Raw genomic sequence first — 13,219 nt, forward strand, 5'->3', positions numbered from 1 at the left:
AGTAGGATCGCGGCAGCTTTAGGCAAATGCGGGGGGCAAAACAAGGTGGCGGAGGCCAGGGACGATGTTCTCAGCCGGGCGCTGTGGCCGCTGCATGTGCTGGCAGAGGCGCGCGGGTTGCTGTTTCCTTGGGTGCCGGTGTTCCTCGGCTGCGGCATCGGGCTGTGGTTTGCGCTGCCGTTTGAGCCGGAACTGCCGTTCTACGTGGCCTGTGGGGCGGCTGTTCTGGCGCTGGCGGCACTGCATCGCTGGGGGGCAGAGCTGTGGCATCCGGTGTTCGTGATGCTGGCTTGCGTGCTGATGGGGATGCTGGCGGCAGGCCTTCGCGCGCATCTGGTGGCCGCCCCGATGCTGGAGGGGCGGTTTTATGGTGCCGTTCAAGGCCGGGTGATCAATATTGACCGCTCGCAATCCGATGCGTTGCGCATCACGCTGGATCAGGTGGTGTTGCAGGATGTTCCGCCGGCGCAAACGCCGGTGAATGTGCGGATTTCCCTGCATGGAAAGGATGTTCGCTTTGATCCGGGGCAGGTCGTGCTGCTGACGGCCTATCTTGCCGCCCCCGATGGCCCGGCCGAGCCGGGGGGATTCGACTTTCGCCGCATGGCGTATTTTCAGCAACTGGGCGCGGTGGGCTACAGCCGCAGTCCGGTGCTGCTGTGGTCCGAGGCTGCGCCGGGCACGCAATACATCAACCGCCTGCGCAGCGATCTGACCCGCGCGATGCTGGCCGAAGTGCCGAGTGAGGCGGGGGCGTTTGCGACGGGTGCAATGACCGGCGACCGTTCGGCGATTTCGCTGGATACGGTGCAGGCGTTGCGCGATTCGAACCTGGCGCATTTGCTGGCGATTTCGGGGATGAACATGGCCTTCATCACGGCGTTCGTATTTGCGCTGGTGCGTTATGGGCTGGCGCTGATCCCGCCCGTGGCGCTGCGGGTGAATACCAAAAAGGTGGCGGCGGTGGCGGCTTTTGCGGTGGCGTTGTTTTATCTGCTGCTGTCGGGCGCGAATGTGGCGACGGTGCGGGCGTTTCTGATGGTCTGCGTGATGCTGGGCGCGGTGCTGTGTGACAGGCGGGGACTGAGTATGCGCTCGGTGGCGCTGGCGGCGGTGATCTTGCTGTTGGCGCAGCCGGAAAGCCTGTTGGAGCCGGGGTTTCAGCTATCCTTCGCCGCCACGGTGGTGCTGATCGCGGGATTCGGGGCGCTTGACCGGCAGATCTTGCGCGAAAGGCTGCCGCGCTGGCTGATGCCGGTGTTTACACTGGTGCTGACCTCGGTTCTGGCGGGGGCTGCGACGGCGCCTTTTGCGGCGGCGACGTTCAATCGGTTCACCGACTATGGCTTGCTTGCCAATGTGCTGACGGTGCCGATGATGTCGGTACTGATGGCGGCGGGGGCGATGGCGGCGCTGCTGGCTCCGGTGGGCCTGTCTGGCCCGGCGCTGTGGGTGATGGAGCAGGCGGGGCGTTGGATTTTGTTTATTGCCCATTGGGTTGCGGGGCTGGAGGGGGCGGTGACGCCGATTGTGCAGCCGGGGCCTTGGGTGATGCCGCTGATCACGCTGGCGGGGGCTTGGGCGATTCTATGGCAGGGGCGGGTGAGATGGGTGGCGCTGGCACCGATGGTGGTGGCGCTGGGATTATGGATGATGCCGGGGCGTCCGGCGTTGCTGATTTCGGCGGATGGTGCGTTGGTGGGCCTGATGGGCGAGGGCGGGCGGGCGCTGTCGGTGGCGCGCGGCGCGGGGTTTGCCGCGTCATCCTGGCTGCAAGACGATGGCGATCTGGCCTTGCAGACCGAGGCCAATGCGCGCGTTGGCTTCACCGGGCCGAAGGGCGCACGCAGTTTTGTCATCGGGGATTGGCGCGGCGTGGCGCTAAGCGGCAAAGCTGCGAGCGCAGTTTTGCCAACGGCCTGTGCGGGCGCTGATCTGGTGGTGATGCCGGCAGCCATCGCGCCCGTTCAGCCTGCGCCCAAAGGTTGCGTGGTGATTGATCGGCGCATGTTGGATCAGACGGGGGCGCTGGCGCTTGACTTCAACGGCGATCAACTGACGATCACGCCCACCCGCGCCGCAGCGAGGATATGGATGTCAGGCAACCCGATCTGGCCTGCGCAGACCTTGCGCAAACCCGCCGAGACACTGGCACGTCAATAGCTGCGGATCAGGCCGACAAGGCGACCCTGCACCTTGACCATGTGATCGGGGAACACGCGGGTTTCATAGGCGGGGTTAGCAGCCTCGAGTGCGATCATGCTGCCACGGCGGCGGAAGCGCTTCAGCGTGGCTTCGGCATCTTCCACCAAGGCCACGACGATATCGCCGTTCTCAGCAGTGTTCTGTTCGCGGATCACCACGATGTCACCATCGTTGATCCCCGCCTCGATCATCGAATCGCCTTTGACTTCCAGCGCATAGTGCTGGCCGTTGCCCGACAGCATCGACCCCGGCACCGCGACATGGTGCGAGATATGCGAAATCGCTTCAATCGGCACACCGGCAGCGATGCGGCCCATCACCGGCAGTTCCATCGCGTAAACCGCAGCAATCGGCATCGCGTCGCGCGGGGGATCGACCTTGTCACCTTTGATGACCTTGGGCGAGAAGCCGGGTTTCTCCATCGCATCGGGCAGTTTCACGATTTCCAACGCGCGGGCGCGGTGCGCCAGACGGCGGATAAAGCCGCGTTCTTCCAAAGCGGTGATCAGGCGGTGGATGCCGGATTTCGAGCGCAGGTCCAGCGCATCCTTCATTTCATCGAAGGACGGCGGAACACCATCCTTATCCATGCGGGTCTTGATGAAATCCAGAAGTTCCAGTTGCTTGCGCGTCAGCATTGCCCAACCTTCATGCAGGTGTTGTTGCTATGTTCTGCCCGCGTTCTTGCTTTGTGTCAAGTGCTTTGCGCCATTTCGTTACAAGGCGATGTAATCCACTATCTCGCCCGCCGCGCGCGGGCCGTCGTCTTTCGGGCGGATCAGCAGAGCGTTGGCCTCGGTCAGAATGGTGAGCAGGGCGGAGTCTTGCCGCGCAAAGGCGGTGATGGTGGGCTGGCCAGCCTCCACACCAAGCCGGGCGCGCATGTAGTGATCGCGCGGGCCATTCGCAGCGACATCCGCGCCAAGCCGGGCGCGCAGCACGGTGGGTTCGGGCGGCAGCGCCTGCATCGCCTTCAGCAACGGCACCATGAACAGATGGCCGCAAACGATCGCCGAGACCGGATTGCCGGGCAGGCCAAGCATCGGGATTCCCAGCACTTTCCCGGCCATCAGCGGCTTGCCGGGGCGCATGGCGATTTGCCAGAAGGCGCGGTCAAGGCCAAGGTCGCTGGCGACTTTGCCGACCAGATCGTGATCACCGACAGATGCGCCACCGATGGTCACGATCAGATCGGCGCCTTCGGTCAGCGCAAACACCGTGCGCAGGCTCGCCTCGGTATCGCGCGCAATCGGCAGCACACGGGCCTCGCCGCCCGCCGCTTCGACCATGGCGGCGAGGGCGAAGGTGTTCGACGCGATGATCTGGTCGGGGCCGGGGGTCTCTCCCGGCATCACCAATTCGTCGCCCGAGGCCATCAGGGCGACGACGGGGCGGCGGTGGACGCAAACCTCGGCCACGTTCATCGCGGCCAACAAGGCGAGATCATTGGGGCGGAGCTGGCGGGGCGACAGGGTTTGGCCTTGCACGAAATCTTGCCCGCGCGGGCGAATATTGTCGCCCTCAGCGGCGGCCGTGCGCAGGGTGATGCGGTCGCCGTCGCGGGCGATTTCCTCTTGGATCACCACACTGACGGCGCCTGCGGGCAGCGGTGCGCCGGTGAAGATGCGGACGGCTTGGGTCGCGGCAAGGATGCCCTGATAGGCATGACCCGCACCGGCCTCGCCGATCACGTCAAAGCTGTCGCCAGCCGATGCCACACGGCCCACCGCGTAGCCATCCATGGCTGAGGCAGCGAAGGGGGGCTGGGTGATTTGCGCGGTGGCGGGGGCTGCCATGACACGGCCAAAGGCGCGACGCAGCGGCAGGGTTTCGGTGCCAGTGGGGTGTGCAAGCGCGAGGCAACGGCGAAGGGCCTCTTGAACCGATATCATAGCTTTGTCTCGTAACGACCTGATTTACCGCCATCTTTCAGGATCAGATGGATGCCTTCGATCGACATGGATTTTTCAACCGCCTTCACCATGTCGTAGATCGTAAGACAGGCGACAGAGACTGCCGTCAGCGCCTCCATCTCAACCCCGGTCTGGCCGCCGGTCTTGACGGTAGCTTCGACCACGATGCCCGGCAGGGTGGGATCGACGGTCAGATCGAGCGCGACTTTGGTGATCGGCAGCGGATGGCACAGCGGAATCAGATCGGCGGTTTTCTTGGCCGCCATGATGCCCGCCAGCCTTGCCACACCCAGCACATCGCCCTTTTTCGCGCGGCCTTCGGTGATCAGCGCCAAGGTTTCGGCAGACATCTTCACCGCCCCGCGTGCCACGGCGATGCGCGCGGTGAAGGGTTTGTCCGAGACATCGACCATATGGGCGCGGCCCTGATCGTCGAAATGCGTCAGGCCAGATTCGGGATGGCTCATGCCCCGGCCTCGGACGACAGGGGTTTGGCGAGGATGGCGCGGGTGGCTTCGGCCACATCGTCTTGCCGCATCAGCGCCTCGCCGATCAGGAAGCAGCGCGCGCCATAGGCCGCAACATCCGCCAGATCGGCAGGGGTGAACAGGCCGGATTCCGACACGATCAGGCGGTCTTCGGGAACGTGGCGGGCCAGATCGCGGGTGGTTTGCAGCGTCACATCAAACGTATGCAGGTTGCGGTTGTTGATGCCCATCAGCGGCGATTTCAACAGGCAGGCGCGGTCCAACTCGGCGCGGTCGTGCACTTCCAGCAGCACATCCATGCCGAGTTCAAACGCGGCGGCCTCAAGTTCGGCGGCCTGCGCATCGGTGAGGGAAGCCAAGATTATCAGGATGCAATCGGCGTGCAAGGCGCGGGCTTCGACGACCTGATAGGTGTCATAAAGGAAATCCTTGCGCAGGCAGGGCAGGGTCGTGGCCTGCGAAGCCTCGGTCAGAAAAGTGTCCTTGCCCTGAAAGCTGGGGGTGTCGGTCAGCACCGAAAGACAGGTGGCACCGCCTGATTCGTACGCCTGTGCAAGTTCGGTCGGGTGGAAGTCGGCGCGGATCAAGCCTTTGGAGGGGCTGGCTTTCTTGATTTCGGCGATCAGGCCATAGCCTGACAGGGTGGCATCCGACAGCGCCTTGGCAAAGCCGCGCGGGGGCGGGGCGGCGCGGGCGGCTTGTTCCAGATCGGCCAGCGCCATCTGCGCCTTGCGCGCGGCGATTTCTTCAAGCTTGTAGGCTTTGATGCGGTCAAGAATGGTGGTCATGAGCGTCCTATTGATTGGTCAGACGCTTCAGCGCCTCGATTTTGCCGCGCGCGGCACCGGAGTCGATAGAGGCCTGCGCCATCTCGACGCCTTCGCGCAAACTGGCGGCTTTGTCGGCCACGAGCAGGGCGGCGGCCGCGTTGAGCAGCACGGCATCGCGGAATCCGCCTTTCGCGCCATCCAGCAGCGCTCGGAAGGCCACGGCGTTCTCGGCGGGGGTGCCGCCCTGGATCGCCTCAAACGGATAGACCGGCAGGCCCGCGTCTTCGGGGTGCAGGGTAAACTCGCGCACCGCGCCATTTTCCAAGGCTGCGACGGCGGTGGGGGCGGCGATGGAGATTTCGTCGGAGCCGTCGCCGCCATGCACCAGCCATGCCTTTTCGGCGCCCAAAGCCAGCAGGGTTTCTGCCATCGGGCGGATCAGGGCGGGCGAAAATGCGCCCGTCAGTTGCCGTTTCACCCCAGCGGGATTGGTCAGCGGTCCGAGGATGTTGAAGATCGTGCGCGTGCCCAACTCGGCCCGCACCGGCATGACGTGGCGGGTCGCGGGGTGGTGCATGGGCGCCATCATGAAGCCTATGCCCGCGTCGTTCAGGCAGCGTTCCACCACTTCGGGGCCGACCATGACGTTCAGCCCCATCTCGGTCAGCGCATCGGCGGCGCCGGATTTCGACGACAGGTTGCGGTTGCCGTGTTTGGCGACCACCACGCCCGCGCCTGCCACGACAAAGGCGGTGGCGGTCGAGATGTTCAGCGTGCCCTTGCCATCACCGCCGGTGCCAACGATGTCGATGGCCCCATCGGGCGCACGCACGGCGTTGCATTTGGCGCGCATCACCGATGCCGCGGCGGCGTATTCATCCACCGTCTCGCCGCGCACGCGCAGGGCCATCAGGAAGCCGCCGACTTGCGCCGGGGTGGCAGCGCCGTCGAACAGCGCCCCGAAGGCCGCTTCCGCCTCGGCGCGGGTGAGGGGACGAGTGGCTGCAATGCCGATCAGCGGTTTGAGAATATCGCTCATGCGGGCACACGCGCGCGGGCAGTATCAAGAAAATTCTTCAGCAACTGATGACCATGCTCGGATGCGATGGATTCGGGGTGAAACTGCACGCCCTCAATCGGTTTGTCGCGGTGGCGCAGCCCCATGATGGTGCCATCCTCCAGCCATGCGGTGATTTCAAGGCAATCGGGCAGGCTTTCCTTCTCGACCACCAGCGAATGATAGCGGGTGGCGGCAAAGGGTGAGGGCAGGTCGCGGAACATGCCTTGGCCTTTGTGGTGCATCGCACCCATCTTGCCATGCACGATCTCGTGGCAACGGATGACCTTGCCGCCAAACGCCTCGCCAATGGTTTGATGGCCAAGGCAGACGCCGAGCAGCGGCACATCGGCCATTGCGGCGGCTTTTGTGAGCGGAATGCAGATGCCCGCCTGCGCCGGATCGCAGGGGCCGGGCGACAGCACGATCAGCTCTGGGCGCAGCGCCAAAGCCTCTTGCACCGACATGGCATCGTTGCGCACCACCCGCACATCCGCGCCCAATTCGCCCAAGTAATGCACAAGGTTGTAGGTAAAGCTGTCATAGTTGTCGATGAGCAGAAGCATGTGCAGGGTCCGGCGGAAAAGGGGATGAAGGTGGCGGCGGTTCGGTTTATAGAGGGGCCAATGGTGGCAGGCCTTGGGTCTTGGGCGGTTCTGGATTGGTTTTCAGTCGGCTATAGATGGGCCTAGCGGCAAAGCGGCGTCAAGGGCAAGTGGCGCTCATAATGGGTGGAGGCAGGTATGATCCGGAATTTCGTGACAGGGATCGTCGTGGGTGGTGTGGTTGCCGGGGCAGGCTTGGGGGTGGTGTCGCAACTGGCCCCGTTGCCAAAACCTGCAGGGCAGGTGATGGCGGGTCAGCAGAAACCAGCGGCCCCACAGGATGCGGTGAAGGCTGCAGAACCGGCACCAAAACCCCCGGCAGTGGTGGATGAGGCCAAGCCGGCAGCCGAGAGCAAACCGGCAGCGGTCGCGCCAGACGCGAAACCCGCCGATGCGCCCGCGGTGGCACCCGCCGCGCAGCCGCAGACCGAAGCGGCGGCACCTTTGCCCGCACCAATCACCGCGCCCGCGACAGAACTGCCCGCCAAACCGCCATCAGCCAGTGCCGAGGCCCCGGCGGGCCTGAACGACCCCGCCGCAGGGGCAGCACCGCCGCAGGTGCAGGCGGGCAGCGATATGGCCCCTAGCCCGGCCAGCCCCGCAGGACTTCCGGCAGATATGGCAACTGATGCAGCCCCCGCTCCGGCAGACCTGCCGCCGCCTGCGCCGCAAGAGACGACTGAGACTCTGCTGACGCCCGCACCAGCCCCCGAGGCGGCGACACCCTCGACCATCGTGATGGACCCGCCGCCTGCGCCCGAGGAACCTGCGCCCGCTGCGCCTTTGCCCACCGTGCTGGACACCAGCAAACCCGAAACACTGGCCCCCAGCACCGGGCTGACCAAATCGGTCGATGGCGTGACGGTGGGGCGGCTGCCCAGCATCGCGGCCCCCACTGACGAGACTGCCCCGGCAGAGGCACCTGTGCCGGTGATCGACAAGCGGCCCATCGCGCAATATGCCGCAGCCTTCACCAACGACCTCGGCAAGCCCGAATTTGCGGTGCTGCTGGTCGATAATGGCGCGGCGGATCTTGACCGCGCCAAGCTGGCAGCACTGCCGTTTCCGGTCAGTTTCGTGATTGATCCGCTCGATCCCGGTGCTGCGGCAGCGGCGGCCACCTATCGCGCTGCGGGCAAAGAGGTGGTGATGCTGGCCTCTGGAATCCCGACCGGGGCGGTGGCGGGCGATCTGGAACAGACCTTTCAGGCCAATGCCGCCGTGCTGCCCGAAGCCGTGGCGGTGATGGATCTGGGCGCGAAAGGCTTTCAGGACAACCGCCCGCTGGCCTCGATGGTGGTGCCGATCATCAAGGATCAGGGGCGCGGTCTTGTCACCTTTGATGCCGGGTTGAACGCCGCAGATCAGGTGGCCAGGCGCGAGGATGTGCCCTCGGCGGTGATCTTCCGCGATCTGGATGCGGGGGGCGAGGATACGCCGCTGATCCGCCGCTATCTCGACCGCGCAGCCTTCAAGGCGGCACAGGAAGGCCGGGTGGTGGTGGTGGGCACCACGCGCCCCGAGACGATTGCGGCGCTGATGGAATGGAGCATCGAAGGCAAAGGCGCATCGGTGGCCCTGGCACCGATTTCGGCAGTGCTGAAGGTCAACTAACTTTGCCCGCGTGCTTGGCATCAGCTTCGGGTGCCTCCGGCGGGGATATTTAACGACAGATGAAATCACTCACGCACGCAATTTCATCTGTTCATAAATATCCCCGCCGGAGGCTTCCCAAGCCAATGCAGGCCGCTGGAAATTGCAGAACATATCCCCGGCAGCGCCGCTGAGGGGGGCCTCGATGGCCCCCGAGGCGGCACTTGGTTACAGGTTGCCCTTGCGCACGAACAGGCCTGCGTCTTCGGCGGCGCGGCGCAGGGCGCGGGATTTGTTGACGGTTTCCTGATATTCGGCTTCGGGGTCGCTGTCATAGACCACACCACCGCCCGCCTGAATATACAGGGTTTCGTCCTTCAACACCGCAGTGCGCAGGGCGATGCAGAAATCCATCTCGCCATTGCCGGCGAAATAGCCGACGCCGCCGCCATAGACGCCGCGTTTTTCAGGTTCCAACTCGTCAATGATCTGCATCGCGCGCACCTTCGGCGCGCCCGACACTGTGCCTGCGGGCAGGCCTGCCAGCAGGGCTGACAGCGCATCTTCGCCCTCGGCAATTTCACCCACCACGTTCGAGACGATGTGCATGACGTGGCTGTAGCGTTCGATGATGAATTGCTCGGTCGGGCGGACAGTGCCGACCTTTGCCACCCGACCCACATCGTTGCGGCCAAGGTCCAGCAGCATCAGATGTTCGGCAAGTTCTTTCTTGTCGGCGAGCAGATCCAACTCCAGCGCCTTGTCTTGTTCCGGCGTGGCGCCGCGCATCCGTGTGCCTGCGATGGGGCGCACGGTGACTTCGCCGTCACGCAGGCGGACGAGGATTTCCGGGCTGGCCCCGATCACCTGAAAGCCGCCGAAGTTGAAGAAGAACATGAAGGGCGAGGGGTTGGTGCGGCGCAACGAGCGATAGAGCGCGAAGGGGGGCAGGGTGAAGCTTTGCGCCCAGCGTTGGCTTGGCACCACCTGAAAGATGTCGCCTGCGCGGATGTAATCCTTGGCCTTCTCAACCGCCGCCTTGTAGCCGTCATGGGTGAAGTTTGAGCGCATCTCGCCCACGGTGGCGGCTTCGCCCAGATCACGCTGGGCGGCGGGGGCGCGATCGAGGTCGCGCAAGGCGTCCATCACCCGCTCGGCGGCTTGGGCATAGGCGGCACGCGCCGACAGACCCGAGGCCGCCCAAGCCGGGGCGACAAGGGTGACTTCGCCCTTCACGCCGTCCAGCACCGCCACCACCGAGGGGCGCATCAGCACGGCATCGGGCAGGCCCAAAGGATCGGGGTTCACATCGGGCAGGTGTTCGACCAGCCGGATCATGTCATAGCCGAGATAGCCGAACAGGCCGCTTGCAATCGCGGGCAGGCCTTCGGGCAGATCGACGCGGCTTTCGGCGATCAGCGCGCGCATCGATTCCAGCGGATGCCCCGGCAGGGCGGTGAAGGCTTGCGGGTCAAAGCGCGCGTCGCGGTTGATCGACGCTGCCTCACCATGGCATTTCCAGATCAGATCGGGCTTCATGCCGACCACGGAATAGCGCCCGCGCACCTCGCCACCCGTCACCGATTCCAGCATGAACGTGTCGGTGCGGGCCTCGGCCAGTTTCAGCATCAGCGAAACCGGCGTATCGAGATCAGCCGCCAGACGGGCATAGACCAGTTGGTTCTTGCCCTCGGCCCAGCCGCGTTCAAACTGTTCGAAGGACGGCAGAAGATTCATCGCAGGGCCTTGGGTTCAAAGTAGAGAGGGTCAGTTGCTCAACTGGGTGTTGACCGCATTGATTGCCGCCTGATCCAGAGTGATCCCGGCAGAGGCGGTCAGCGACGCGGTATAAAGCGCCATCACATCATCGGCAATCGCGCGGCCCGCGTTGACGTTGATCGCCTCGCGCAGAGCGGTGGCATCTTCACCAGTGGTGGGGGCGGCGGTGATGCTGTTGAGTTGCACCACGGCGGCAAAACCGGGGGCCTCGATCACGCGCAGATCATTGGGCTGCATCTGGAACACCGCCTCGACCACGGCCGGGGGCGCGTCTTTCACCACGCCCTGCCGGTCAATCTGGGTGGTGCGCGACACGATGCCGAACGCGCCGAGGCTGGCGCCGCCCTCGACGGCTGCCTTGATGCGGGTGGCCTCATCGGACAGTGCCTTGGCCAAAGCCTCGGCGGTGGCGGCGGCGGTGACTTTTTCCTTCACCTTGTCGAAGGGAACCGGGGCGGGTGGCACGGTGCTATCAAGCTGCATGGCGACCAAGCCGCCGTCATCCAGCACGATGGCTTCGGGGAAATCGCCTTCGGCCAGTTTGGCTGCGGCATCGCGGAAGCCTTTGTAGCCGGTGATCGGGTCATTATCGTCCGCGCCCGGAGCGTAATCGGTTGTGGCGAGGGTCAGCCCCTGTTCTTTCGCGACATCTTCCAAGGTGGCACCGCCAGCCAGAGCATCATCCACAGCCTCGACCTTGCCCGAGATTTCCTTGCGGGCGGCTTCAAGTTGCTGTTCCAGTGCCAGATCGGGTTTGGCTTGCTCGAACGTCGTCTCTTGCGCGGCCAGCACCGCATTCATGCGGAACAGCGCCGGGCCGATGGAGGAGTTGAATGGGCCGACCACGCCCGGATCTTTCAGCGCGAACACCGCCGCCCCGGCATCGCCGAGTTCTTTTTCCGAGACATCGCCCATGTCGACATCTTCCAGCGTCAGGTTACGCTCTTTCACCAGATCTTCAAACGAGGTGCCTGCGTCGATGCGGGCTTTTGCAGCGGCGGCATCGGCTTCAGTGGCGAAGGCAAGGCGTTCGACCAGCCGCTTTTCCGGCACCACGTAGGTCGACAGGCGGGCCTGATAGGTGGCTTTCAGTGCGGCCTCGTCCAGCGGCATATCCTTGGCGATGGCATCGGGCAGCAGGGCGACGTAGGAAATCCGCTTGGCCTCGGGGCGGGTGTAGGTCTCGATATGCGCCTTGTAATAGGCCTGCAGATCGGCATCGCTCAGCGGCGGCATCGGTTTGGTCAGCGATTTTTCGGTCAGCCGCAGCATGGAAAAGCCGCGCTGCTCGCCTGCCCAGGCTGCGATGGTGTCGGTCAGGGTCTGCGGCGCACCAAGGCCGCCGCTGATCGCGGTTTGCAAAAGCTGACGCGCGGTGTCGGCACGCAGGCCGGATTCAAAGCTGGATTCGGTCAGGTTGTTCTGGCGCAGAACCTCGCGGTAGGCATTGCGGTCAAAGCCATCGACGCCCTGAAAGCTGGGGATCGCCGAGACTTTGCTTGCGACGGTGGCATCACCCACCGACAGGCCGATGCGGTCGGCCTCGTTATCCAAGGCGGCGCGGTCCATCACCTGTTGCAGCACCTGACGGTCAAGCCCGATCGCCTGCGCCTGTTGCAGCGTAACCGGCTGGCCGATCTGCTTGGAGAATTGATCCATCGCTTGCCGCATGGAGCGCGCATAGTCATTCACGTCGATCTTCCGGTCGCCGACGGTGCCAATCGAGGTGGTGCCGCCGCCGAAATTGGTGACACCAAAGCCGCCCAAACCGCCCACGATCATCGCCAGCAGCACCCAAGCCATGACGGAAGCGCCCCGGCGCTTTTTCTTCGGGGTGTCGTCGTCAGAGTGCGGTGCCTTGGCCATGGGTCTGCCTGTCTTACAAAGGTTTGGCCGCTTGTCTAAGCGGTTGCGGGGATGGGGGCAAGGGTGGGGTGTGGTGGGTTGACCGATGCTAGGGCTGCGTTGACCCATGTGCGATCACCATAGTCTCCCAACCGTCGTAGTCCACGCCAGATTTCTGCACGGCATCGACGATTATCGGGGTCAGCACCCGAAACGTTGACATCGTTATCGACATGTCGCGCGTCAGTACCACGCCATCCGGACCTGTCAGCCATCGTTCTACAGTAAATCCTTCGGTGCTGAGATCGGCAGCAAGCAGATCAAGTGATGCCCGTGGTCCGTAGAACCAGAAATCGGTCCTTCGGGCCGCACTGCCATCGTCGCCGTTTTTCCCAAGATCGAAAATCACGCTTTGGTCGCCGCTCAGTTGTATATCGGCAGCGGTAGGCGTGACAAGTTGGCTAAGAGTCAGACGATCCGGGACATCTTCCGCATCGCAGGAATAACCGCTGATCGGGGTGGCTTGCAGAATTTGTGACAAATCAAGCTGCTCGGGATGCAAGAAAAATATGCGGCGCTGACCTTGGCCTGTCACGCTTGCGAGGTGGATCATGCCCGCCTCTCGCAGCGCAGGATCGTCTGCCAGTCGATCTTCGAGCACGTATAGGCGCTTGGTTTCTTGTGGCATGCCATTGCCATCGACGTCCTTTGCATCGGCGCGGCAGGCCACGACGGTTGCGCGGCCATTCTGCAGCAAGGTCTGTGCCCGAATGTTGCCAGTTCTGGCAAAGATCACCAAGGGCCTACCGTCGGACGCCACACGGTCATAGACTATCCAGATATCGCTGTCGGTGGCGGCTGTCTGGGCCATGAGAGGTTGCGACACGGCGAAAAGCCCAATAATCAGTGCGGCAATCTTCTTTATCACTTCGGTCTCTTCCGATGCTGATGTGGCCAATGAGTG

At 64.0% G+C, this 13,219-nt stretch carries 11 protein-coding genes; 2 read left to right on the forward strand and 9 right to left on the reverse strand.

The annotated features are described in order from the left end of the window. The first annotated feature begins 45 nt into the window (after positions 1-45). Positions 46-2,163: a ComEC/Rec2 family competence protein gene (locus ACFOGH_RS01285; RefSeq protein ID WP_380071246.1), complete on the forward strand. Its 2,118-nt coding sequence runs from the start codon at positions 46-48 to the stop codon at positions 2,161-2,163. On the opposite strand, the gene lexA is transcribed toward ACFOGH_RS01285, so the two are convergent. The 6 genes from lexA to ACFOGH_RS01315 form a co-directional block, all read right to left on the reverse strand. Continuing rightward, positions 2,157-2,843: a transcriptional repressor LexA gene (lexA, locus tag ACFOGH_RS01290; RefSeq protein ID WP_380071247.1), complete on the reverse strand. Its 687-nt coding sequence runs from the start codon at positions 2,841-2,843 to the stop codon at positions 2,157-2,159. The two genes, ACFOGH_RS01285 and lexA, sit on opposite strands and share 7 nt — an antisense overlap. 78 nt (positions 2,844-2,921) lie before the next feature. Further along, complete coding sequence (locus tag ACFOGH_RS01295; RefSeq protein ID WP_380071248.1) at positions 2,922-4,097, reverse strand: molybdopterin molybdotransferase MoeA; 1,176 nt, start codon at positions 4,095-4,097, stop codon at positions 2,922-2,924. Next, positions 4,094-4,585 (reverse strand): cyclic pyranopterin monophosphate synthase MoaC, encoded by a 492-nt coding sequence (gene moaC / locus ACFOGH_RS01300; RefSeq protein ID WP_380071249.1) that lies wholly within the window; start codon positions 4,583-4,585, stop codon positions 4,094-4,096. Before moaC ends, ACFOGH_RS01295 begins: the two co-directional genes overlap by 4 nt. Further along, positions 4,582-5,394, reverse strand: a complete 813-nt coding sequence (gene trpC, locus ACFOGH_RS01305) for an indole-3-glycerol phosphate synthase TrpC (protein ID WP_380071250.1) — start codon at positions 5,392-5,394, stop codon at positions 4,582-4,584. The genes moaC and trpC overlap by 4 nt, the downstream gene beginning before the upstream one ends. A 7-nt stretch (positions 5,395-5,401) precedes the next feature. Beyond that, a complete protein-coding gene (gene trpD / locus ACFOGH_RS01310; RefSeq protein WP_380071251.1) occupies positions 5,402-6,415 on the reverse strand; it encodes an anthranilate phosphoribosyltransferase in 1,014 nt (337 codons plus the stop codon). Then, positions 6,412-6,999, reverse strand: coding sequence for an anthranilate synthase component II (locus tag ACFOGH_RS01315; protein WP_380071252.1), 588 nt, complete (start codon positions 6,997-6,999; stop codon positions 6,412-6,414). The genes trpD and ACFOGH_RS01315 overlap by 4 nt, the downstream gene beginning before the upstream one ends. 177 nt (positions 7,000-7,176) lie before the next feature. Here ACFOGH_RS01315 and ACFOGH_RS01320 point away from each other — a divergent pair, with 177 nt between their 5' ends. Next, complete coding sequence (locus tag ACFOGH_RS01320) at positions 7,177-8,652, forward strand: divergent polysaccharide deacetylase family protein (protein WP_380071253.1); 1,476 nt, start codon at positions 7,177-7,179, stop codon at positions 8,650-8,652. A gap of 207 nt (positions 8,653-8,859) precedes the next feature. On the opposite strand, the gene trpE is transcribed toward ACFOGH_RS01320, so the two are convergent. The 3 genes from trpE to ACFOGH_RS01335 all read right to left on the reverse strand — a co-directional run bounded on the left by trpE (position 8,860) and on the right by ACFOGH_RS01335 (position 13,213). After that, a complete protein-coding gene (trpE, locus tag ACFOGH_RS01325) occupies positions 8,860-10,368 on the reverse strand; it encodes an anthranilate synthase component I (RefSeq protein WP_380071254.1) in 1,509 nt (502 codons plus the stop codon). 30 nt (positions 10,369-10,398) lie between these two features. Beyond that, positions 10,399-12,276: a peptidylprolyl isomerase gene (locus ACFOGH_RS01330; protein WP_380071255.1), complete on the reverse strand. Its 1,878-nt coding sequence runs from the start codon at positions 12,274-12,276 to the stop codon at positions 10,399-10,401. A gap of 88 nt (positions 12,277-12,364) precedes the next feature. Then, a complete protein-coding gene (locus ACFOGH_RS01335) occupies positions 12,365-13,213 on the reverse strand; it encodes a ribonuclease E inhibitor RraB (protein WP_380071256.1) in 849 nt (282 codons plus the stop codon). Between the last annotated feature and the right edge of the window lie 6 nt (positions 13,214-13,219).

This window comes from Cypionkella sinensis, from assembly GCF_042646385.1.
Taxonomy (GTDB): domain Bacteria; phylum Pseudomonadota; class Alphaproteobacteria; order Rhodobacterales; family Rhodobacteraceae; genus Cypionkella; species Cypionkella sinensis.